Origin of the sequence: Tangfeifania diversioriginum, from assembly GCF_900141875.1 — a bacterium.
GTDB lineage: Bacteria > Bacteroidota > Bacteroidia > Bacteroidales > Prolixibacteraceae > Tangfeifania > Tangfeifania diversioriginum.
In genome coordinates this window covers 52,251-75,062 of sequence record NZ_FQZE01000021.1, presented here as the reverse complement: position 1 = coordinate 75,062, position 22,812 = coordinate 52,251, and the positions used below count along the sequence as shown (strand labels likewise).

Genomic DNA, 22,812 nt, shown 5'->3' with positions numbered 1-22,812 from the left:
TTATGAAAGTGTCCCCAAAGTTAGCAAACCGTAAAATGTATATTCCAAATCGCGTGTTAAATCTCCGTCGCCCGACAAAAAAGCACCATCAGCATAATTTTGCTGAACCAGCTGAAAAGCATCCGGGGCCACCAGACGCAAATCGGCACCAGCTTTTTTCAGCGCAAAAAGCGCCACTGCTGTGGAAAGCAAATCCGCACTTTTTGTTTCTTTAAAAACTGTAAACCCTTTACCCTCTTCAAAATACGATAGCAATTCCGCTTTCTCTTTTTCCACATTCATCCCGGCCAAATATTTTGCCACCAGCAATGCGGCCACAAAGCCGGAAGGAACACCTTCCGGAACGCGGTAAAAAGTGAGCAGCGCTTTTAAAATAAAATATAAACTTTTGTTTTTCCCGTACAACGCATCAAATGTGAGTAAAAATAGAAATGCCTGGTAAGCCGGATTTATGGAAGGTTTCCCATCCAACACAAATTTTGAAAATGAAAAAACTGAAGGTTTGTCCAGTTCTTTTTCCTGAAAAATAATCCGAATCAGCAGAATGGCAAACCTGTCGATTTTCTTTCTCTTTTCAGGGTTAATTTCCAGAATAAATCTTTTCAATTTCTCTTTCTGAGGTTTCAAATGCAAAGCTTCCGCCATCCATGCCCCAAATAAAGAGTAGTAAAGGTCGGGCCGCCCGGCACGGTCGGGAAAAGCCCCGGTGCCATGCTGCTGGGTTTTTACAAAGTTTATCAGCTCCAACTTGCTTGTTTCATCGAGCAATGAAAAACCCTTTTCAATTTCGGAAATAAACTGTTTATATAATGGAAAATAAGATGGCTGCATTGTATTGTGCTACGATTTAAAAACCTTCCCCATTAAACCGTATAAACTCAGCCTGAGCTTTTGATTCTGAAGCCTGTCGAGCTCAGAATGACATTTGCCGATGTATTCAGCAAGGTATTTTTCTGCTTTCTCCTCAATGGTAAACTGCTTAAAATAACCGGAGAGAACATTAAAATTCCGAGGATCCAAAACTTCTGAAAACGAAGGCGACTCACCATTCATGTCGCGATTGAGCAGCGCCAGCAGGAAAGGAAAATCGAAAGCGTGTTTTAGATCGTTGTCCTCCCTGAATTCATTCAAATCATCGCGGATTTGGTAGGCAACCCCAAACCATTCTGAAAAACGCGATAAAACTTCTAACTCGCTTTCCCGCGCTTTCCCGGCAATGGCTCCCATTAATAATGCCACTTTAACAGCTTCGCCGGTTTTCTGCTCAAAAATTTTCAGCACTTCCTCCACTGATTTTTTGGCCATGTGGCGTGTCAGCAAAATATCAGCCCCCTGCCCTTCCGCAAGTTTAAGATGTGATGCAGAGACAACTTTTAAACATTCGGCTTTAACGTTTGGGGTGCACGGCATTTCTGAAAGCAGCCGGTATCCTTTGCCAATGAGATAATCGCCAGTATTAATGGCAGCAGGAATTCCCTCAGTTTTATGCAGCGCGGGCTCATTGTAACGAAAGTCCTCGTCGTCTTCAATATCGTCGTGAACCAGCGATGCCTTGTGAAAACATTCGATAATTACCGCGAGTCCTGACTGAATTTCGTCCGAAATTTCACCGGCATACGACTGGTAAGCCAGCAACGCCAGCAACGGGCGCATACGGTGGCCTCCCATTGCCATGCTCCGAAATGCCAGCTTTTCAGTTTCACTGTTGGCAGGGAAATATCTTTTCAAATTATGAACAGAAAAATAGTCGGCAACCTGATTTTTCAGGAGTGAAACAGAAAGCGGCTGATAACGGTTTTCACCCGAATATTGTTCCATTTCGGAAAAAAGCCAGTCGTAATCCACCGACGTGTTTTCGCAGCCATCGTGTAGCAACGGGACTGCCATTGCGGGGACGGCTGCTTTGGTAACCGGACCGAACGAGTTTTGCAGCACCGGCATGCAGCTAACTCCCAGCACGGCATCAATCGAGCCCTCCTCAACCAATCCGATGGCCACAGTTGTTCCTTCTGCTACCAACGTGGTATAACCGAGTTTTTCAGCTTTTTCCAGAATTTCATCAATATGGCAGTTTTTGCACCCGGCACAAATCAGCCCGAGGTCATCAAATTCACCGCGGCACTTGTTACTGTCGCGCAAACATTGCGGCAGCAAAAGCAATCGCCGGTTAAACGGAGTGGCCTCAACGGTTTTCCGCCAGATTTCGTTTCCCAGTAAAACAATTATAAAACTGAGCGATTCAAGATTTTCTCCCAGTTTATCGAGGATTATTTTTGAATGGTGTTCAAGTGTTTCAAAATCAGAGGGGGGTAAAATATTATTTTGACTGACATACAACGCCACCTGTTTCCGCAAATTATCGCGGACACTTTCCAGCGGGGGTACTCTCAGTATTCGATTTGTCTCAATCATATTTTCTATCCGTAAGCGCCAAGTCCAAAGAATGCCCGTTTTTTAGCAAACCGGTAAATCCGGCCTTTTTCAGGAACCGGAGTTCCCGAACCGTGGCTCGGAACTTTGGGCATGGCTTTCAGCCTTTCGGCTTCATTTTCGCGGCCCGATGTATCTTTTGCATTGTGCTTTTCCACAAAGTCAACCAGCCATTGCGGGTCTTCCATCAAAATGCAGCCCGATGTTTTCTTCGGAATTTCCTGTTTCAGTTCATCCAGAAAAACCGAATCACGATAAATTTCGGCCAGTGGTTTATCAGCCACATGGTCGGTGGCAAACTGGATAACCGGGCATGGCTCGATGTATCCCGAGGCGTTGATGTGATGACTCAGCCCAGTGGCTGCCGGGCACAAGCCGTTGCCGTCTTCATCCCAGTACGCATCAATAATTGCAATATCATATTTTGAACGGGCCTCCACCATATAATTTCGCAACGTTTGAATCTCCTCTTTGTTTAAGGCAAGCTCAACAGTTGGATCGCTTCCCACAGGGCGGTAAATGTAGTACCACAGGTAAGCCACTCCTTTGTCGATTAGCGATTGAATAAACTCCGGCGACAGCGCCAAATCGAGGTTCGACTTACAGACGCTCATGGCCACTCCGGTTATGAGCCCGGCATTGGCAGCATTTTCAACCGCCAGGGTTGTCCGGTGGTACACATCGTTTCCGCGGCGCCTGATATCAGCAACATCTTCGTCGCCCTCAAAACTGATTAGCGGCGTTACATTGGCCATTTTCCTCAGCTCTTCGGCCACGCCGGGTGTCAGCAGAGTTCCGTTGGTAAACAGTTGAAAATAGCAATCGGGGTGTTTTTTCAGCACATCGAAAAGCGGTTTGTACATCAGGGGTTCGCCGCCAAGAATTCCAAAAAAATAAGACCCTTTGGCTTTTGTTTCATTAATAATCCGGTTGAGTTCGTCGGCAGACATCCGGCTGTTGCTTTTTTTGCCTGTAACCCAGCACCCCTGGCAATTCAGGTTGCAGTCGTCGGTTACCGAAATAAAATGAAACGCCGGGAAAAATTCCCCTTTTTTCAGCCGCTTCTGGTACCTTCTGAAACTCATCGTGCCTTTCACCCCCATGTTATACACAAACTTGTAAAGGCACTTTTTATCGCTGTTTAAAAGTATTCGCTTAATCATTCTTCTCCTTTTTATCCACTCCCAGCTTAAACTCTTCAATGGCTTTTCTACGCTCATCTTCAGCCTGCTGAACCACTCCCTGCCTGAAAATATTCCGGCGGTTCTGATTGCGTTGATTCAAGGTAGTCAGCAAACTGCCCTTGTCGATGGTCACCTTTTTTTCACCGGGTTCAGCACCTGCCAAAACACTGTTTTCATCGAGCCGCGGGAACATAATGGCCTGCGTGGGACAGGTACGGCCACAGGCGGGGCACTTGTTCTTGCATGCCAGCGGATCCACCACTTTCAGGCTTTTTTTATTGTAGGTGTAAACGCCAAACAAACAAAAGCGGGCACACTTTCCACACAAGTTGCAAAGCGACTCATCGATAACCGGAAACCACGCCGGAACATTCAAGTCTGTTGCCTGGACCTGGTAACGTGCTTCACCTTTCGGAATTTGATAACCGATTTCAATTTTACTGAATATTTCGGCAGACGATAATTCCTTGAAATTGAGCACTTCAAAATCGCCAAATTCGATTTCTCCCTGGCGAAGCATATTTTTTACAGCTCGCGGATAACAGGCAATAATAATCTTTTTGTCGAATTCATTTCCGATAGTATTGAGCACATCCTTTTCGTTGACAGTGAGGGCACATAAATCCTGCAACTCATAAACATCAGCGTCGTACTTCCCCAGACCATCGGCTAACTCATCGAGCTTTTCTGCTGAAACAACGCTGGCTGAACACCGGCAAAAAAGAATTCCTGTTTTTTTCATCATAAAATCCTGTCTCACTATTAAAGAAAGCAAAATTAAACTAAAAGCTGAAACCCAACAGGCTATTTAAATCTTATTAACAATTATCTAAATATCTATATAGTTTTGGTTGAACCGCGCGATACTTTCAGGGGAGGATCCGATGCCTATTTTGCCGATCCGGATGGACATGCCTGGGAAATTGCCTGGGTGCCGTTCTGGGAGTTTGACGGGCAGGGAAGCTTGAAGCTGGAATAGCTGCGAGCCAATAGTTTTTTGGTTAAAAAAAAGGATGATACCTTAAATCAGATAACATCCTTTTTAAAATCGGTGATTCGCCACAGAGTGATCCCATGGGAGAAATCGCCGATCCCGGCTATTTCTTCGGAATATTTTCCAGTGTAGCCACCAGAAAATCCCAGAATTTTTGTACGGTTTCAATGTTCACCTTTTCATCAGGTGAGTGTGGAAATCTGATAGTTGGCCCGAACGAAATCATGTCCCACTCGGGATATTTTCCACCCAGAATTCCGCATTCCAGCCCCGCATGGATAGCTTTAATCTCGGGAATTTTACCAAACCGGCGGTTGTACACATCCTGCATGGTTTTCAGAATCGGCGATTCCATATTGGGTTTCCATCCCGGGTAGGAACCGGAAAAGCTCACTTCGGCACCGGCCAGTTCAAAAACAGCTTTAATTCTTGAGGCCACATCCTCTTTTGCCGTATCTACTGAACTCCGCACCAGGCAGGCTGCTTTTATGGTTTTGTTCTGGTCGTCGGATTTTAACAGCGCCAGGTTCGAGGAGGTTTCCACCAGCCCTATCATTGTGTCGCTCATTCTGATTACCCCGTTGGGCAGTGCCAGAACAGCTTTGGTCATATTCTGCTGTGTTTTTTCATCAATTAACGACACCGGCAGTTCAGTTTCAGCAATTTCAACTTTCAGGTCAGGCTCAGTTTCCGCCAGTTCAGTTTTAATAATCTGGGCAATTTCGTAGGCACGGGCCACAAAATCAGCCGTTCGGGCTTCGTCAACCACCACAACACCAAAAGCTTCGCGCGGGATGGCATTCCGCAGACTGCCGCCGTCAATTCGTGCCAAACGAACGCCAAGCTCTTCATAAGCAGCATTTAGTATTCTGAAAAATACTTTAATGGCATTTCCACGCTGCCGGGGAATATCGATTCCTGAATGACCTCCTTTCATGCCGGTAACATTCAATTTCAGCCCCACAACTCCGTAGGGTGTTTCCTCTTCGGTGTAATTAAAAAGGATATTGGCATCCACGCCACCGGCGCAACCCACATACAATTCCCCCTCGTCTTCCGAATCGGTATTTATAAGAATTTCACCGTTCAAAACACCGGCTTTCAATCCGTTGGCACCGTCCATGCCAGTTTCTTCGGTGGCTGTAAGCAACACTTCCAGTGGCCCGTGTTTCACTTTGTCGGAAGCCAGAACTGCAAGTGCGGAGGATACGCCAATACCGTTGTCGGCACCCAGTGTGGTACCGTTTGCTGTAACCCAGTCGTCCTCAACAAACGCTTCAATGGGGTCGTTATCAAAATCGTGCGTTTTGTCGTTGTTCTTTTGCGGAACCATGTCGAGGTGCCCTTGCAAAATGACGCCTTTGCGATCTTCCATGCCGGGTGTGGCCGGCTTGCGGATTATCACGTTTCCGGAATCGTCTATCGACGTTTCCAAACCAAGGCTTTTCCCAAAATTCACCGCCCACTTCTGAATTTTTTCTTCATGGTTCGATGGTCTGGGAATCTGAAGCATCTGGCCGAAAACCTGCCACACTTCTTTTGGCTGAATATCTTTAATCTGAGTCATAATAATTATTCTTTTATATTCGGTAATTCAAGTCCGTAACCTTTTTTCCTGTCTTCGCGTTTTAAGAGGAATGCAAAAATCAGCGATAAAACGCCAAGCATTGCAAAAATCAGGATGTCAGCCTGATAATTATACCGAATGTTTAATTTATTCTTTTCAATTACCTGATAGGTTTGTTCAGTGATTATTTGTTGAATTTTATTGATGCTGGTTGATTTATCTTCATCGGTTTCAAACGCACCACCAGCCGTGGCTACCTGTTTTAAAATTTCATTTTTTACATCTTCTTTCTCAGCTGCTGAATGTTCAATTTCCTTGTAAAAAGATGTTTTCACCACCGAATCGACAACAGTTGTTGTAGTGGTTTCAACTGCACGCTTCATCTCGTCAGCATCTACTGTAATATTATTTTGGGCAAGAAGTGTGGAATAACTTTGTTCTACCGACGAACGGATTAGCGCCTTGTTTGTGGCTACCGAAGGATTGGTTGCATCAAGCACAATTCCCAGCAAAAGCGGGACCAGCATCAGTCCAATGTTCTGAATCCAGAAAATAACGGCATAGGCAGTTCCCAGTCGTTTTTCAGGAATAATTTTTGGCACAGCAGGCCACATTGCCGAAGGAACCAATGAAAAAGCAATTCCCAGAACCACAACCATTGCCGAGGCCAGAATCCAATTATCGAGGAAAGGTATGGCAAGCACACCGTGAACTAAAATCAGCAATAAAGCACCAATAATCATGATGGTGGCGCCCTTCCCTTTTTTGTCGTAGATTCCACCAAACAGCGGTGTTAAAAAAATGGTGCCAAACGGCAGGAGACTTGGAATGATTCCGGCCACCCCCGGAGCAACACGGTATTTATTTATCATGAAATCGGTAGCGTAATACAGAAAGGGGAATACCGCACTGTAGAAAAGTACGCAAAGAATGGCAATGTACCAGAACCCCCGGTTTTTAATGATGGAAAGAATATCCCGCAGCCGGAAAGGCTCCTCCTCATCTACCTCGATCTCTTTTTCGGATTTCTCCAGTTTCAAATCGAGAAAAATATACATTACAAAAGCAATGACCCCGATAAACATTAGAACAAATGCCCAGAGAATGGGTGAGCTGTAATGGAAATTGATAGCCAGTGGCAGAGCAACAGCCAGTGCCAACGCAGTTCCCATGCGGGCAATCGACATTTGCAGGCCCATGGCAAGCGCCAGTTCCTTTCCTTTAAACCACCTGACGATGGCTTTGGTCAGCGTAATTCCTGAAGCTTCGGTTCCCACTCCAAACAGGGCAAATCCCAGCGACGAATAGAGCACTTGTGTTTTAATTTCACCTATCAGCGGAAGCGCAACCTGTGCAGCATCCGGAAAATCGGTAACAACAGCCCAGTAATTTATCCCGGTTCCAATTAACATCAGAAGAGCTGAACTCAAACCAGTGAGTCTGATGCCCAGTTTATCGAGAATAATCCCGCTGAAAATGAGCATAAAAAAATACACATTAAACCAGGCATAGGAGGAAGTGTAGGTGCCAAAATCGGAGCTGGTCCAGCCCAGGGCACTTTCCAACATGGGCTTAACAGGAGAAAGGGCGTAATTGAAATAGTAAGCACCAAAAGCAGATAATGAAACCAGAACCATTGCTGTCCAACGGGCTTTTGGCGATTCCCTTAACGACCTTTTTATAGTTTCAGTCATAAATATTCAAAAAAAAGATTAATCTATTGGAAATAAAAAAGGGTATTCTTTTTAAATAGTGAGAATACCCTCTTTTCATTTATTCATTTTTGGTTACCGATTTAATGGCACCTGTGCCGGGATGAAATTCGATACTGTAATCGCCAAACAGCAGCTCTTCCGGTACGGGAGCTGTTTCGCCAAACTGGGGCAGTACAATGCGTGCAGAAGCAATGGTTTTCAGTTCAAAAATAATCTCCACGTTGGCCATTCCGGGCATGCGGTAATAGACTCCGCTCTCGCCGGCTGAAGGATTTTCAGATGATGCCAGGCTGGTGTATTTTGCTTTCAAATTTTCTACCGGGTTCACTTTTACCGTAACCGGTTTGCCGGAAAGATCTGAGGCCGGAACCACGCCATTTTCTTCTGAAAAACGAAAAACCACTTCTCCGCTTCCGGTTGAAGAGACAGTGGGGATAAAATCAAAACTAAACTCTTCGGTTTTATAAGTTGTCCTTCCGGTAAATAAACTGAGGTAGTTTCTTTCAATCCGGTCGAGTTCATTAAGGCTAACTTCGTAGGCAACACCGTCAGGATGGAATTCATCCATTAATCCGGCAGCCATGTGAAACCTTGTGAGCCGGCATTCCAGGATACGTGCGGCTGCATCGGCTGCTTTTTTCTCATCACTAACCCGCACAGGACGGTAGTTATTGGTTGAATCTCCTTCAGTGTAAAGCGGGGAATCATTGAAACTGGCAAACGAAAAATCTTCGTCATTTGCATCCCCGCTGATAAAAAGATTTGTTTTCACTTCATTTATCCCAAAAACATCGGTGGGTGAATTTATTCCGGCAAGGCAACCTTCAGGTGTCAGGTTAACTGAAAAAGCACCTTCTCCCATTGCTTTATAAACATGATTGGGATCGGGCTCCGGGAAGGTTTCCATTTGCACATCGTCGAACTGCCACTGCACCGAACCGCGGGTGCGGGCATCGGTAATTCCGAGCAGCTCCCCGGCATAAGCGGCATAAGGCCCGGGCTCGAAAGTTACCCTGGTGGCTTTCACATAAATCCTCACTCCTGTTCGGGGCAATGCATAGGTAATACCTTCCACATACCCTGGTTCGGCCTCTTCGTCTCCTCTTCTGTTCCGCTGGCCAAACGCCGGCGCAACAATCAATATTGTCAAAATGATTAAAACTATTCGCTGCATAATGTTTTTTATTTATGACCTAAAAATAGAACTTTTATTGCGCATTTCAAGGAAAAAGTTCCATCAATGGTTGGCAGAAAGCAATCTGTTCATCAAATGATTACTTATATCATATTATTTTATAGATTTGTATAAATTCCAAAACATTTAAAATGCCCAAAATAGTTTTTGCCTTATTTTGTTTAGCTATTTTGCTCAGCAGCAAATCTTTTGGCCAAATAAAAGTTGGGATAAGCAATAATTATCCACCTTATAATTATATAAATGCAGAGGGCGAACTTGTTGGTTTTAATGTAGATATCCTAAAAGCCATAGAAGATATTTACCACCTGGATTTGGAAATTGTCAGCGACTCGTGGGAAAATATCAACCACGCCATTGAAAACAATGAAATACAAGCTATTGCAGGCGCACATTACCCGGGGCACCCGGATGCCAACTATCTTTACAGCCGGTCGGTAATTCAAACTTCCCACTGCTTTTTGTACAATACAAAAAATCACAAAAAATTTTCGCAGGAAGTGCTGAGAACTACGAGCCGTCCAGTTGTAGCATTGTGGGAAAACGATGTTTTAACCCACTACGTTCGCTCTATAAATCCCAATACCGAGTTTATTTTTGTAACCAGCTACACCCAGTTGCTTGATGCGCTTGAACGAGAAGAAGTCCTTTGTGCCATTTCCCAAAAGATTGCCGGTATTTATCATGCAAAGGAATTGGGAAAGGACTACATTTATTCGAGCGACAACAAAGTGCTGGAACGAAACATGGGGTTCAAAATCTCAAAAAACAGCGAGCAGTTTGCGCGGACCATCGATAACGGACTGGAAATTATTATGGCCAACGGCGAATACCAGCGGATTTACGACAAATGGATAAAAAACTACAACATAACACACCACGGCTGGGATTACTACTCCAGGTATTTTCTTATTGCAGCCATTATCGCCGGTGGAATTATTTCATTACTGTTTATTGTCAACCAAATTCTGCATAAACGGGTACGGGCAAAAACAATGGACCTTCAGCATCAACTTGAGCTGAATTCGCAAATAATGAAAGAGCTGGAAGAACAAAAGATAAAAGCAGAAGAAAGCGACAGGATGAAATCTGCTTTTTTGGCCAACATGAGCCATGAAATCAGAACACCCATGAATGGAATTCTGGGGTTTACCCATTTACTGAAATCCCATGAAAATTCCAAAAATGAACAGGAAGAATTTATTGAACTCATCGAGCAGAGTGGCGAACGAATGCTCACAACCATCAACAACATCATCGACATATCAAAAATTGAAGCAGGAATTGAATCGGTAAAAATTGATGAAGTTGATATTAAAAAAGTGGTTAACGATTTGTATCAGTTTTTTAATCCCGAAATCAGGGCCAGAAACCTGAAATTTAATGTCCGTGAAAACGGAACGTATTCGTCCCGTCCTTTTTTTACCGACGCGTACAAGCTAAATTCCATCTTAATGAACCTGGTAAAAAATGCAGTCAAATTCACTTCCAAAGGTTCCATCACCATCGGGTATTCATGGAACGGCGAAGAGGCTGATTTTTTTGTAGAAGATACAGGGAAAGGCATTCCTCCGGAAAAGATGAAAGCTATTTTCAGCCATTTTGTTCAGGCCGACTTATCGCACAACCGCGGTTTTGAAGGGTCTGGTCTGGGCTTATCCATTTCCAAAGGTTATGTTGAAATGTTGAACGGAAAAATCCATGCTGAATCGGAACCGGGCAAAGGCTCAACTTTTTTTGTTGTCATCCCAAATGGCCAACCCGACCAATAATAGCTACCCGACCTCCAGAAAAGCTTTCCCCAGAAAATCAATAACATCACCAGCAATTAATGCTGTTTCTGATTTTTCGGCAGCTGCCAAATCGCCTGCCAGACCGTGTAAATAAACCGCAGCAACAACAGCATCGGCCGGGGGAATGCGCCGGGCAAGCAGTCCGAGGATAATTCCGGTAAGCGTGTCGCCGCTGCCGGCTGTGGCCATTCCCGGATTTCCGGTGGAGTTGAAATACAGCTTTCCGTCGGGCGTGGCAATACTGCTGAACGCGCCTTTCAGCAAAACAATAACGTTGTAATCCTTCGCCAGCTTCCGTTGTTTTTCTATGCGTTCCCACGAATTCTCCGAATCGCCAACCAGCCTTCTGAACTCACCAGGATGTGGAGCAAGAATGGAATTGACAGGCAATTTTTTTAGCCATCCCAAATCTTCTGAAAGAATATTAAGCGCATCGGCATCCAAAACCATGGGAACTTCTGCTTTTTCAATCAATTCGTGAAGTGCTTTTTGTGAATTGTTTTTCAAACCAATGCCCGGGCCAATGCCAATGGCTGAGAATGGCAACAAATCGGGAAATTCAGTAAACATTAAATCATGCGGATCGATACTCACCATGGCTTCCGGCACTGCAGTCTGGATAATGGAATAGCCGAGCCGTGGCACATGTGCCGTGAGCAAACCAGTACCGGCACGCAGGCAACCTTTTGATGCGAGCACAGTGGCCCCCATTTTTCCATAACTGCCAGCAATCAACAATGCGTGGCCAAAGGTTCCTTTATGCGAAAATTTGGAGCGTGCCGGAAACAGCTTCTCAACATCTTCCTTTTCAACAAAAACCACGTCTGAGGGTGTTTTTTTAATCCCTCCCGGATGCAACCCGATTGGCAAAACCTCCCATTGGCCGGTAAACTTTTCGTGCTCAGCAAACAAAAAACTAATTTTTGGAAACTGAAAAGTGAGTGTAAAATCGGCTTTTAAGATACTTTCAAAATTATTGCCGGTGTTGTTTTCCCCCATTAATCCGCTGGGAACATCAATGGCAACAACTGTATTGGGCAGTTCATTTATTTTGCCCACGATTTCAGCCGGCAATCCTTTCAACGGTCGTGTTAAGCCGGAACCAAACAACCCGTCGAGGAAAACATCCGTCGGTTCGATTTCGGGGAATTCATCGAGTTTGGAAATTTTTGCAAGTTTGACTTTGCCCTGTTTCTCAAGCCGCCGCCAGTTGATGGCCGGCGAACCTTTCAGCTCTTTTCCCAGATCGAGCAAAAATACTTCGCACCAAAAATTGAAATCAGCCATCTGGCGGGCAATGGCCAGCGCATCGCCACCATTGTTGCCCGGCCCCACAAAAAATAACATCCGCTGTTCAGTTGTAAAACGAAAAACCAGCCAGTTGGAAACCTGCATAGCGGCCCGCTCCATCAAATCGATATCGGCAACAGGTTCATTTTCAATGGTAAACTTATCGATTTCGGCAATTTGTTTTGTGGTAAAAAGTTTCATTTTAGCAGATTTTTGATTTTCAAAAGAACGAAACGAGGATGATAATAAACTACAGTTTCTCCATTTCTTCCTTCAGCCACTTAGGGCGATTGGTGGTAATGGCAACCACTCCGGCCTGTTTCAATTCCATGGCAATTTCAGGGTTGTCAACCGTCCACACCAATACTTCCAGATTGTATTTACCAGCTTTTTCTACCAACTCTTTGTCCACAATTTTGTAGTTCAGGTTTATGCCTTCCAGACCGACACCTGCTGCCTGTTCCATCTTTTCTTCCAGTCCTTCTTTTACTGAACTGAGCCAGTAGCATTTATTGCCGGGGAATACATTTTTTGTTTCGAGAATTGTTTCCCAGCCAAAAGCGATAAAAATGATCTGGTCTTGTTTCCCGCTATTTTCAACAACACTTTTAAGATACGGAATAATTTCACTTCCGCTCTTTATTTCAACAACCAGGTTTTTCCCCGCCGGTATTGTTTCAATAACTTCGGAAAGAAAGGGAATTTTTTCGCCCCTGTACTTTTCGTCTTTCCATGCGCCGGCATCGAGTTCGCGCAACACTTCCGAGGGTGTGTCTTTTATTACATAGCTGTTTTCACCGGGACTGGTTCGTTTTGTGTCCTTGTCATGAATGGCCATTACTTTTTTGTCTTTGGTAAGGTAAACATCCACCTCCACAGCATCGGTTCCAAGTTCCCAGGCCAGGTTGGCGGCTGCCACGGTATTTTCAGGTGCCAGATAGGAAGCTCCGCGGTGGGCAATTATTGTTGGCTGGGCCAATACTCCGAATGTAAAAAATGCGAATAATAGTGTTATCTGATACTTCATGGTAAATTTTATTTTATGCCCAAAGATAAAAAGGAAAAAGGTTTTATGTCCAAATGTGCTTTAAAAAATGTAGTTTTGCTGCATCTTTCAATCAACTATGAAACCAGCATTTACAACAGATATTGGACTCATTTTTCTGAAACAGATAGCCAGAATGCCATTTAAAATTATCTATTTTTTATCGGACATTTTGTTTGTGATGGTTTATTATATTGCCGGTTACCGCAAAAATGTTGTGCAGGAAAACCTAAGAAAAACATTTCCCGAAAAGCAACAAAAAGAGATAAATCAAATTGCCAAAAAATATTACCGGCACCTGTGCGATTTAATTGTTGAAACCATTAAAATGGGCGGAATGACTGAAAAGGATTTCCGGGAACGAATGATTTTTAAGAATACAGAGCAACTAAACAATTATTACGAAAAAGGACGGAGTGTGGTTGTGCTCACCATGCATTACAATAACTGGGAGTGGAGCAGCTGCCTTCCGCTCAGTTTGAAACATAAAATACTGGGCGTGTACAAACCGCTGCACAACCCAAAATTCGATGCATACCTGAATCAGTCACGTGAAAAAACGGGAGCTTCACTCATTTCAAATTCGCTTATTTTAAGGACTTTGATTGCAGCACAAAAAAACAGCGAGCCGGTTTTCACCTGGCTGGCAGCCGACCAAACGCCGCCATTCTTTCACAAATTCTGGATGGTTTTCCTGAACCGTGAAACCATGTTTTACCCCGGTCCGGCATCCATTTCAAAACGATTTAACCACCCGGTATTTTTTCAGAAAATAATAAAAAAGGAGCGCGGTAAATACGAGTCGGAATTTGAACTATTGTTTGAAAACCCGAAAGACAAAAGCGAGGCTGAAATAATGAAAGTCTATATCAATAAAATGGAAGGAGTAATATACCGGCAGCCCGAATATTACTTGTGGTCGCACAAACGCTGGAAGTACGAACGCCCCGAAGGAGTCCCGCTGCAAGGTTAAAATATAATTTTTCAGAAATTACACAAATGAACGAACTGGCAAAAAAGGATAAACGCTACCACGAAGGTTTCCTTAAGAAAAACCTCAACCGGATGATTACCGGGTTGCTCTATTTAATTTCGTTGTTGCCGTTTTGGGTGCTTTTTGGAATATCTGATGTGCTGAACTTTTTTGTACAACACGTTTTCAGGTACCGTCGCAGGGTGGTTTTCGATAATCTTCGCCATGCATTCCCCGAAAAACCGGAAAACGAATTGAAAAATATTGCCCGCAAATTTTACCGCCACCTGGCCGATTTAATGGTGGAAACAATTAAACTTCACAGCATGGATGAGCGCCAGATGGATAAGCGGATTTCATTTACCGGGCTTGAACTTGTTGATAAATATTACAAAGAAGGAAAAAGCATAATCATTTTGGCCATGCACCACAACAACTGGGAGTGGTGCAGCTTTGTCCAGAATAAGGCAAAACATTTAGGGTTAATGATATACAACCCTGTACGCGGCAACCAGTCCATGGAAAAATTCATGCTGCATTCGCGCGAAAAATGGGGCGGCAAATGCATTCCGGTTCACCACTCCGGGCGGGCAACCATAGCGTATCACCGCAAAGGCATTCCAACAGCGTTGTGGCTTGGGGCCGACCAAACGCCGCCCCGCAACTCAAAATTCTGGACTGTTTTTCTGAACCGCGAAGCTCCGTTTTTTTCTGGGCCGGAAAAAATTGCAGCCAGAACCAATCAACCGGTGTTTTTCCAGCAGGTTACCAAAATAGCGAGAGGAAAATACAAAGTACATCTCGTGCCGTTGTTCCTGAACCCTAAAGATGTGGAACCAAATGAAATTTTACTGGGATATGTGCGCAAAATGGAAGAAATAATCGCCAAAGAACCCGAGCACTATTTGTGGTCGCACCGCCGATGGAAACATCAGCGACCAGCTGATATTCCGCTGACAACATAAAAAAGAGTGCCCGGTAAAACGAGACACTCCCTGCTATCAATTAAAAATTCTGAAGTTAATTTATTTGCTTTCGGCTAAAAATGCATCTATGCCCCGGGCAGCAACCTTCCCGGCTTCAATGGCATGCACCACCAGACTGGCCCCTTTTTCCGAATCGCCGGCAGCAAATATTTTTTCCACTGACGTTTGTTTATATTCATCCACTTTCACATTTCCCCGCTGGTCGTACTCAACGCCGAGCGTATCCAGCAAACCACTGTGCACCGGTTGGGTGAACCCCATTGACAAGAGCGCCAAATCAACATCGAGCAGTTCGTCAGTGCCGGGAATTTCTTTCATCCTGAAACGCCCTGTTTCATCTTTTTCCCATTCCACCTGCACCACTTCTACCTGTTTCAACTTTCCGTTTTCGCCAATAAACTGTTTGGTTGAAAGGCTCCAGCGGCGTTCGCAACCTTCCGCGTGCGAACTCGAAGTGCGCAAAATATTGGGCCAGTAGGGCCAGGGATCTTTATCGCCACGTTTTTCGCCCGGTTTGGGAAGAATTTCAATTTGTGTTACCAATTTAGCCTGCTGGCGAATGGAAGTACCCACGCAGTCCGAGCCTGTATCGCCGCCGCCAATTACCAGCACATTTTTCCCTTTGGCTGAAATCATATCATCTTCGGGCAACTTTTGCCCGGCAACAATTTTGTTCTGGCGGGTAAGAAAATCCATTGCATAATGCACGCCTTCCAAATCACGACCTTTCACGGGTAAATTACGCGGATTTTCAGCACCAACGGCCAGCAAAACCGCATCAAATTCTTTTAAAAGTTCTTCTTTCGAAATATCATTCCCAACATGAACTCCGGTTTTAAATTCAATGCCTTCATCAACAAATATCGATAAGCGGCGATCGATTACCCTCTTATTCAGTTTGAAATCCGGAATCCCGTAACGAAGCAGGCCGCCAACGGCGTCGTTCTTTTCGAAAACAGTAACAAGGTGACCGGCCTGATTTAAAAGATCGGCGGCAGAAAGTCCGGCCGGACCGGAGCCAATAACAGCCACTTTTTTCCCCGTGCGAATTTGCGGCGGATTAGGTGTGACCAACCCGGCTTCAAAAGCCTGTTCAATGGTAGCACATTCATTTTCGCGAATGGTTACCGGCTCCTCGTGAATTTCAAGCACACACGATTTTTCGCAGGGCGCCGGACAAATCCTCCCTGTAATTTCAGGGAAACTGTTTGTTGATTGCAGAATAGCATAAGCTTCCTCTTTGTTTCCGCGGTAAAGTGCATCCTGCCATTCAGGAATTTTACTACCCACAGGGCAGCCCCAGTGGCAAAAAGGTATGCCACAATCCATGCACCGCGAAGCCTGTAATTTCCTGTCGTTTATATTAAGCGTTTGCTCCACTTCGCCGAAGTCATAAATTCGCTCTTTTGCCGGACGATACCCCGCATTTTGCCGGGGAACAGTCATAAAACCTTTTGGATCTCCCATATCTTATTGTCGAATTTTTCAGTTAATACTAATTTTTACTCATGCCGCGACGGATCGTCTTCCGTTAACTGCAATTTCTGTTGCAGCTCTACCAGCTTTTGTTCTTCCAGCACTTTTTTGTATTCGAATGGAATAACTTTCACAAATTTGGGAAGGTATTCTTCCCAGTTGGTGAGAATTTCGGCGGCAAGTGTACTGTGTGTGTAAAGCAGGTGGTTGTTGATAAGCGTCTGCAATTCGGTTACATCGCTTTTATCTTCCACCGGGGTTAAATCAACAAGACCTTTGTTGCAGTAATAATCGAAATTGCCTGTTCTGTCGAGCACATAAGCAATTCCACCGCTCATTCCGGCAGCAAAGTTACGGCCTGTTGAGCCGAGTACCACCACCCTTCCGCCGGTCATATATTCGCAGCAATGGTCGCCGGTGCCTTCAACAACGGCATGCACACCCGAGTTCCGGACACCAAAACGCTCTCCGGCAACTCCCCTGATGTAGGCCTCGCCGCGCGTGGCACCGTAAAAGGAAGTGTTTCCCACAATAATATTTTCTTCGGGTTTAAATGCTGTTCCGAATGGGGGAACGACAATAATTTTCCCTCCGGAGAGCCCTTTTCCAATATAATCGTTGGAATCGCCCTCGAGCCTGAAAGTAACCCCTTTCACCAAAAAGGCGCCAAAACTCTGGCCTGCCGTACCGTGGAACGTGCAGTTTATGGTATCATCGGGCAAACCTTCTTCGCCATATTTTTTGGAAATTTCGCCCGACAACATCGCTCCGGTTGTCCTGTCAACGTTTATAATCTTGTGTGAAATCCAAACTTTTTCGGCCCCTTTAATGGCTTTTTTGGCTTCCTTAATCAGGTCCAAATCAATGTGCCCTTCAATTTTCTTTGTATTGGGATGAATATTATGAATCGGGAATTGTTTCGCTTCATCGGGCATGTACAGCAAATCTGAGAAATCAACATTTTTTGATTTCCAGTTTACTACCTCAGGATCAACCTCCAGCAAGTCGGTGCGTCCCACAATATCTTCAAATTTCCGGTATCCCATTTCAGCAAGGTATTCCCTGACTTCTTTGGCCAGGAACCTGAAAAAGTTAATGGTATATTCTGCCCTTCCAATAAACCTCTTCCGCAGCGACTCATCCTGGGTTGCAATACCTGCCGGGCAGGTATTCATGTGGCATTTACGCATCATAACGCAGCCCAGTGCAATCAGCGGAGCGGTTGAAAAACCAAACTCTTCGGCTCCCAGGCAGGCAAGCGAAATAACATCTCGTCCTGTTTTCAACTGTCCGTCAACCTGGAGTTTTACCCTTCCGCGTAAGTTGTTAAGAACAAGCGTTTGTTGAGTTTCGGCAATTCCCAGTTCAACGGGCATTCCGGCATGTTTAATAGAACTGGCCGGACTGGCACCTGTTCCACCGGAAGTACCTGCAATGGTAATGACATCGGCAAATGCTTTAGATACACCTGCAGCAATGGTCCCCACCCCATCTTCGGAAACTAATTTTACTGAAACGGCAGCTTTTGGATTGGTAATTTTCAAGTCATAAATCAGCTGCGCCAAATCCTCTATTGAATAAATATCATGGTGAGGAGGCGGAGAAATGAGTGTAATTCCCGGTGTGGAGTTCCTTGTTTTGGCAATTATTTTATCCACTTTGTAGCCCGGCAACTGGCCGCCTTCTCCCGGCTTGGCTCCCTGTGCTATTTTAATTTGCAACTCTTCGGCATTAATGAGGTAATTATTGGTCACACCAAAACGGCCCGATGCCACCTGCTTGATTTTACTGTTGCGGTTGGTGCCGAAACGTTCGGGATTTTCACCTCCTTCGCCGGTATTGCTGCGCCCGCCAATGGTGTTCATCGTAATGGCCAGTGCCTCGTGGGCCTCCTTGCTGATTGAACCGTAAGACATTGCGCCGGTTACAAAACGTTTCATGATTGCCTCTTCCGGCTCAACCTCTTCAATTGGTATCGGGTTCTTTTTAAAGTTGAAATGGCTTCTGATAAACGCCGGTTTCCTGTTTTGCTTGTCAACCAAACTGGTAAATTCCTTGAATTTTGCAAAATCGTTGGTGCGGGTTGACCATTGCAATAACCCAATAGTTTCGGGATTCCAGGCATGATGTTCTCCGTTTTTCCGCCAGGCATATACTCCATTGTTTTCAAAACTGAACGGTTTGGGTGCAGCTTCTTTTTTGTAGGCTTTTTCGTGGAACAGCGTAGCCTCTTTGCAAATTTCCTCAAGACCGATTCCACTGATTTTTGCTGCCGTGCCTGTAAAATATTTGTCAATTAACGCTTTGCTAACGCCTATCGATTCGAAAATCTGGGCCCCGTGATAACTGCGCAGCGTTGAAATCCCCATTTTCGAAAATACCTTCAACAACCCTTTATCGATTGCTTTGATGTAATTTTTCCGAGCCTCTTTGTATTCCAGGTCAATTTTACCTTCTTTCACCATATAATCGATAGCGGCAAAAGCAAGGTACGGATTAATCACACTGGCACCATATCCCAACAGAAGCGCAAAATGAGTAACCTCACGGGCTTCGGCGGTTTCAACAATAATCCCCACCTGCATGCGTTTTTGTTTTTTAATGAGGTGGTGGTGTACCATTGCAACTCCAAGCAGTGACGGGATTGGAGCCTGTTCTTCACTGATTTTCCGGTCGCTGAGAATAATGTAGTTTTTGTTGTTGTCCACAGCCCATTCGGCATCTTTCAACATTTTATCAAGGGCTGCTTCAAATCCTTTCACCCCTTTTTTAACGGGGAATACCATCTGGATTACTTTGTGTGAAAACATTTCATCCTTCAAATCTTTAATTTTCCCAAGGTCGGTATTGGTAACAATCGGGCTTTTAAACTTAATAAGCTTGCAGTGCTCCGGCGTTTCTACCAGAATATTGGAATGCAGCGAACCAATGTAATTTGTCAGCGCCATTACCAATCCTTCTCGGATGGGGTCGATGGCTGGGTTGGTCACCTGTGCAAACATCTGTTTAAAATATTCGAAGAAACGTTTTGGCTTATCAGAAAAAACTGCAGGTGGTACATCATTTCCCATCGAGCTGGTTGGCTCTGCTGCTTTTTCGCTCATTGGCTTAATCAGGTCGTACATTTCTTCTTTCGAATAGCCAAAAGCTTTTGAGTAGGTGGCAAAATTATCGATTGCAGAAGGCACCCGTTTTTTCACTTTGATGTCGTCCATCAACAGGCGATTCTCTTTGAGCCACATATCGTAAGGATTCCGATGGCTAAGCTGGCTTTTCACTTCTTCGTCGGGAATAATAATCCCCAGTTGCGTATCCACAAGCAAAATTTTCCCCGGGCGCAGCCTTCCTTTTGAAACTATATCTTCGGGCGGAAATGCCTGAACCCCAACTTCCGATCCCATTACTATCAAATCATTTTTGGTAATTACGTAGCGCGAAGGCCTCAATCCGTTTCGGTCGAGTGTTCCGCCTATGTAGCGGCCATCGGAAAAGACCATAGAAGCAGGCCCGTCCCACGGCTCCATAATGGTGGAATGGTATTCGTAAAAAGCTTTTAAACTTTCTGGTATCGGGTTTTTCTCGTTAAACGATTCGGGAATCATCATGCAAAGCGAATGCGGCAGGGTCCGGCCAGCCATGTGCAAAAATTCGAGCACATTGTCGAACGAAGCTGAATCGGATTTGCCCGGTTCAATCACAGGTAGAAGTTTTTTTAGATCTTCCCCAAAAACCTCAGATTTCATGAGGGCTTCGCGTGCCTGCATCCAGAGGCGGTTTCCTTTTACAGTGTTGATTTCGCCGTTGTGGGCCACAATCCGGAAGGGTTGCGCCAAATCCCACGTGGGAAATGTGTTGGTACTAAACCGCGAGTGCACCAATGCTATGGCACTTTTAAACTGCTCGTTTTTTAAATCGATATAGTAAGCAGCAAGCTGGTCGGGTGTCAACATTCCCTTGTAAACAATTACCTTTGCCGAAAGGCTTGGTTGATAAAAGTTTTCTTTACATTTCAAATTCGAATTTAAAATCTCCTTTTCAACCAGTTTGCGTACGATATATAATTTTCTTTCCAGCACATCGCTTTCCAGATCAGCCTTTACAAAAACCTGTTTGATGAACGGTTCATTTGATTTGGCAATTTCGCCGGGGGCCGAACTATCTACCGGCACGTCGCGGTAGCCTACCAGTGTTAATCCTTCTGTTTTAATATGTTTCGACAAAACTTCGATACACAATTCAGCTTCTTTGGTGTCTTTGGGTAAAAAGATTAAACCGGTGCCATATTTGCCCGGTTCACCCACATCGAGTTTCAGTTCCCGGGTAATAAAGTCGTGAGGAATTTGCAACAACATTCCTGCCCCATCGCCGGTTGAATTATCCGCGCTGATTGCCCCCCTGTGATCCATATTCCGAAGCACATCGAGACCTTTTCTGATAATATCGTGTGATGGGTTACCTTTTATATGGGCTACAAATCCAATTCCACAGTTATCATGCTCATTAGCCGGGTTATATAATCCCTTTGCTTCAGGTAATCTCATCTGCATAGTCATTAATTTTTTAAGTTACTTGTTTTCTCCGGTGCCAAACAGTGCAATTAAACTTTTGTGTAAAAATGAAAGCAAAACACTGCTTTTACTAACGAAGTGAAATCAAATTTAGATAAAAGTATGATGTTTTGCTACTTGACTCTAAAAAAAATGTGTTTCGTAACATACAATTAACTTTGATTTTTATGCAGAAGGAATGAAAATTTTTGCAATTAAAAGCAAAATTAACTGAGTAGTTTATTTATCGCTTTCTCCATTCGCTCGAAACGGTACGCTTCAATTACCTGTGTTTTCTTTGCGGAAATTTTATCGAGACACAGGTTTCCGATACTGCCCTCGTGGGTATGCACAACTTCTTTAACGGGCTCAAATTCACCCTTCCCTATTTTTTCGGACACCTGTTTGTAGGCCTCTCTAAACGGAATTCCCTCCACAACGAGCCTGTTTACTTCGTCCACGCTAAACAGGTAATTATACTTTTCTTCTGAAAGGATATTCTTGTTCACTACGATTTTCCCCAGTGCCAGGCCGGCAACCGAAAGACAATTATCCAACTCCGAAAAAAGCGGAAGAAACAGTTCCTTCACCTCCTGCAAATCGCGAAAATAGCCGGATGGCAAATTGTTTACCACCGAAGTAATTTGATTGGGAACTCCCTGTATTTTATTGCATTTACCACGAATAAGTTCAAAAACATCGGGATTTTTTTTATGTGGCATTATGCTCGAACCGGTCGTAAATTCGGGTGGCAGGGAGACAAAATTAAAGTTCTGGCTGTTGAACAAACAAACATCGAATGCCAGTTTTGACAGCGTTCCGGCAATATTTGCCAGCGCAAACGAAACAATTTTTTCCATCTTCCCGCGCCCCATTTGTGCATAAACCACATTGTAATTGAGGTTGCTGAAACCGAGCAAATCGGTTGTCATCTGGCGGTTCAGAGGGAACGAAGATCCGTAGCCGGCTGCAGAGCCCAGCGGGTTTTGGTTCACAATTTTAAAAGCCGATAACAGCAGTTCCAAATCGTCGGCCAGGCTTTCAGCATAAGCGCCAAACCACAACCCGAACGACGATGGCATAGCCACCTGAAGATGAGTGTAGCCGGGCATTAAAACGTCTTTATTTTCTTCGCTTTTGGCCAGCAACGTCTCAATAACCTGCTCAACCGACAGAACAATTCCTTTAATGGCATCGCGGGTAAAGAGTTTTAAATCGATCAGCACCTGGTCGTTTCGCGACCGCCCGCTGTGAATTTTTTTGCCCAAATCGCCCAGTTCTTTGGTTAATAGGAATTCTACTTGCGAGTGGACATCTTCCACACCGTTTTCAATTTTAAAATTTCCGTCAGCAGCCTGCCGATACAATTTTTTCAGAGCCTCCAGCAAAACAGGAAGTTCTTCTTTTTCAATCAGTCCAACTGATTCGAGCATGGTTACATGCGCCATGGAACCCAAAATATCGTAAGGCGCCAGGTACAAATCAAGTTCGCGATCTTTTCCAACAGTGAATTTTTCGATAGCCTCGTTTACCGGAATTCCTTTTTCCCAAAGTTTCATGATAAAATTTTCAATTTCAATTTTGACCAAAATTACATCACATTATTTAAAAAGGGGC

16 protein-coding genes are annotated in these 22,812 nt (G+C 44.5%); 4 read left to right on the top strand and 12 right to left on the bottom strand.

What is annotated here, in order from left to right:
- From BUC07_RS13560 to BUC07_RS13545, 4 genes are read right to left on the bottom strand one after another with little or no spacing between them, the layout of a single operon-like run.
- The gene (locus BUC07_RS13560; RefSeq protein ID WP_073170423.1) at positions 1–831 is read right to left on the bottom strand and encodes a hypothetical protein; all 831 of its coding nucleotides are present in this window, start codon (positions 829–831) and stop codon (positions 1–3) included.
- 9 nt (positions 832–840) lie between these two features.
- Positions 841–2,412: a polyprenyl synthetase family protein gene (locus BUC07_RS13555; RefSeq protein ID WP_073170420.1), complete on the bottom strand. Its 1,572-nt coding sequence runs from the start codon at positions 2,410–2,412 to the stop codon at positions 841–843.
- A 5-nt stretch (positions 2,413–2,417) separates the two neighbouring features.
- Positions 2,418–3,593, bottom strand: a complete 1,176-nt coding sequence (locus tag BUC07_RS13550) for a radical SAM protein (protein ID WP_175552536.1) — start codon at positions 3,591–3,593, stop codon at positions 2,418–2,420.
- The gene (locus BUC07_RS13545) at positions 3,586–4,359 is read right to left on the bottom strand and encodes an ATP-binding protein (RefSeq protein WP_073170413.1); all 774 of its coding nucleotides are present in this window, start codon (positions 4,357–4,359) and stop codon (positions 3,586–3,588) included. Before BUC07_RS13545 ends, BUC07_RS13550 begins: the two co-directional genes overlap by 8 nt.
- 102 nt (positions 4,360–4,461) lie before the next feature.
- Between BUC07_RS13545 and BUC07_RS21480 the strand changes: the two genes are divergently transcribed.
- Positions 4,462–4,593 (top strand): VOC family protein, encoded by a 132-nt coding sequence (locus BUC07_RS21480; RefSeq protein ID WP_262509499.1) that lies wholly within the window; start codon positions 4,462–4,464, stop codon positions 4,591–4,593.
- Between the two features lie 118 nt (positions 4,594–4,711).
- On the opposite strand, the gene BUC07_RS13540 is transcribed toward BUC07_RS21480, so the two are convergent.
- The 3 genes from BUC07_RS13540 to BUC07_RS13530 form a co-directional block, all read right to left on the bottom strand.
- Complete coding sequence (locus BUC07_RS13540; protein WP_073170410.1) at positions 4,712–6,175, bottom strand: aminoacyl-histidine dipeptidase; 1,464 nt, start codon at positions 6,173–6,175, stop codon at positions 4,712–4,714.
- A 5-nt stretch (positions 6,176–6,180) separates the two neighbouring features.
- Positions 6,181–7,869 carry an MFS transporter gene (locus BUC07_RS13535; protein ID WP_073170407.1) on the bottom strand — a complete coding sequence of 563 codons (1,689 nt, stop codon included), beginning with the start codon at positions 7,867–7,869 and terminating at the stop codon, positions 6,181–6,183.
- Positions 7,870–7,948: 79 nt separating this feature from the next.
- Positions 7,949–9,064 carry a DUF4831 family protein gene (locus BUC07_RS13530; protein ID WP_073170404.1) on the bottom strand — a complete coding sequence of 372 codons (1,116 nt, stop codon included), beginning with the start codon at positions 9,062–9,064 and terminating at the stop codon, positions 7,949–7,951.
- Between the two features lie 152 nt (positions 9,065–9,216).
- On the opposite strand from BUC07_RS13530, the gene BUC07_RS13525 reads away from it, so the two are divergent.
- Positions 9,217–10,857 (top strand): ATP-binding protein, encoded by a 1,641-nt coding sequence (locus BUC07_RS13525; RefSeq protein ID WP_073170401.1) that lies wholly within the window; start codon positions 9,217–9,219, stop codon positions 10,855–10,857.
- Between the two features lie 3 nt (positions 10,858–10,860).
- Here BUC07_RS13525 and BUC07_RS13520 read toward each other — a convergent pair whose 3' ends face one another.
- Positions 10,861–12,369, bottom strand: a complete 1,509-nt coding sequence (locus BUC07_RS13520) for a bifunctional ADP-dependent NAD(P)H-hydrate dehydratase/NAD(P)H-hydrate epimerase (RefSeq protein ID WP_073170398.1) — start codon at positions 12,367–12,369, stop codon at positions 10,861–10,863.
- A 49-nt stretch (positions 12,370–12,418) separates the two neighbouring features.
- A complete protein-coding gene (locus BUC07_RS13515; RefSeq protein WP_083578258.1) occupies positions 12,419–13,195 on the bottom strand; it encodes a glycerophosphodiester phosphodiesterase family protein in 777 nt (258 codons plus the stop codon).
- A gap of 97 nt (positions 13,196–13,292) precedes the next feature.
- On the opposite strand from BUC07_RS13515, the gene BUC07_RS13510 reads away from it, so the two are divergent.
- Both BUC07_RS13510 and BUC07_RS13505 read left to right on the top strand, forming a co-directional pair.
- Complete coding sequence (locus BUC07_RS13510) at positions 13,293–14,186, top strand: lysophospholipid acyltransferase family protein (RefSeq protein ID WP_073170395.1); 894 nt, start codon at positions 13,293–13,295, stop codon at positions 14,184–14,186.
- A 26-nt stretch (positions 14,187–14,212) separates the two neighbouring features.
- A complete protein-coding gene (locus BUC07_RS13505) occupies positions 14,213–15,151 on the top strand; it encodes a lysophospholipid acyltransferase family protein (protein WP_073170391.1) in 939 nt (312 codons plus the stop codon).
- Positions 15,152–15,211: 60 nt separating this feature from the next.
- Here the strand turns inward: BUC07_RS13505 and BUC07_RS13500 are convergent, their stop codons facing one another.
- From BUC07_RS13500 to argH, 3 genes are all read right to left on the bottom strand, one after another.
- Positions 15,212–16,639 carry a glutamate synthase subunit beta gene (locus BUC07_RS13500; RefSeq protein ID WP_073170388.1) on the bottom strand — a complete coding sequence of 476 codons (1,428 nt, stop codon included), beginning with the start codon at positions 16,637–16,639 and terminating at the stop codon, positions 15,212–15,214.
- Positions 16,640–16,674: 35 nt separating this feature from the next.
- Positions 16,675–21,195: a glutamate synthase large subunit gene (gene gltB / locus BUC07_RS13495; RefSeq protein ID WP_073170486.1), complete on the bottom strand. Its 4,521-nt coding sequence runs from the start codon at positions 21,193–21,195 to the stop codon at positions 16,675–16,677.
- Between the two features lie 227 nt (positions 21,196–21,422).
- On the bottom strand, positions 21,423–22,754 hold the full coding sequence (argH, locus tag BUC07_RS13490; RefSeq protein ID WP_073170483.1) for an argininosuccinate lyase: 1,332 nt from the start codon (positions 22,752–22,754) through the stop codon (positions 21,423–21,425).
- Between the last annotated feature and the right edge of the window lie 58 nt (positions 22,755–22,812).

Excerpts from the sequence above, each read along its gene's own strand:
- BUC07_RS13525 (WP_073170401.1), top strand. The coding sequence starts at position 9,217 with ATGCCCAAAATAGTTTTTGCCTTATTTTGTTTAGCTATTTTGCTCAGC.
- BUC07_RS13515 (WP_083578258.1), bottom strand. The coding sequence starts at position 13,195 with ATGAAGTATCAGATAACACTATTATTCGCATTTTTTACATTCGGAGTA.
- BUC07_RS13530 (WP_073170404.1), bottom strand. The coding sequence starts at position 9,064 with ATGCAGCGAATAGTTTTAATCATTTTGACAATATTGATTGTTGCGCCG.
- argH (WP_073170483.1), bottom strand. The coding sequence starts at position 22,754 with ATGAAACTTTGGGAAAAAGGAATTCCGGTAAACGAGGCTATCGAAAAA.
- BUC07_RS13540 (WP_073170410.1), bottom strand. The coding sequence starts at position 6,175 with ATGACTCAGATTAAAGATATTCAGCCAAAAGAAGTGTGGCAGGTTTTC.
- BUC07_RS13520 (WP_073170398.1), bottom strand. The coding sequence starts at position 12,369 with ATGAAACTTTTTACCACAAAACAAATTGCCGAAATCGATAAGTTTACC.
- BUC07_RS13500 (WP_073170388.1), bottom strand. The coding sequence starts at position 16,639 with ATGGGAGATCCAAAAGGTTTTATGACTGTTCCCCGGCAAAATGCGGGG.
- BUC07_RS13510 (WP_073170395.1), top strand. The coding sequence starts at position 13,293 with ATGAAACCAGCATTTACAACAGATATTGGACTCATTTTTCTGAAACAG.
- gltB (WP_073170486.1), bottom strand. The coding sequence starts at position 21,195 with ATGCAGATGAGATTACCTGAAGCAAAGGGATTATATAACCCGGCTAAT.
- BUC07_RS13560 (WP_073170423.1), bottom strand. The coding sequence starts at position 831 with ATGCAGCCATCTTATTTTCCATTATATAAACAGTTTATTTCCGAAATT.
- BUC07_RS13535 (WP_073170407.1), bottom strand. The coding sequence starts at position 7,869 with ATGACTGAAACTATAAAAAGGTCGTTAAGGGAATCGCCAAAAGCCCGT.
- BUC07_RS13555 (WP_073170420.1), bottom strand. The coding sequence starts at position 2,412 with ATGATTGAGACAAATCGAATACTGAGAGTACCCCCGCTGGAAAGTGTC.
- BUC07_RS13545 (WP_073170413.1), bottom strand. The coding sequence starts at position 4,359 with ATGATGAAAAAAACAGGAATTCTTTTTTGCCGGTGTTCAGCCAGCGTT.
- BUC07_RS13550 (WP_175552536.1), bottom strand. The coding sequence starts at position 3,593 with ATGATTAAGCGAATACTTTTAAACAGCGATAAAAAGTGCCTTTACAAG.
- BUC07_RS13505 (WP_073170391.1), top strand. The coding sequence starts at position 14,213 with ATGAACGAACTGGCAAAAAAGGATAAACGCTACCACGAAGGTTTCCTT.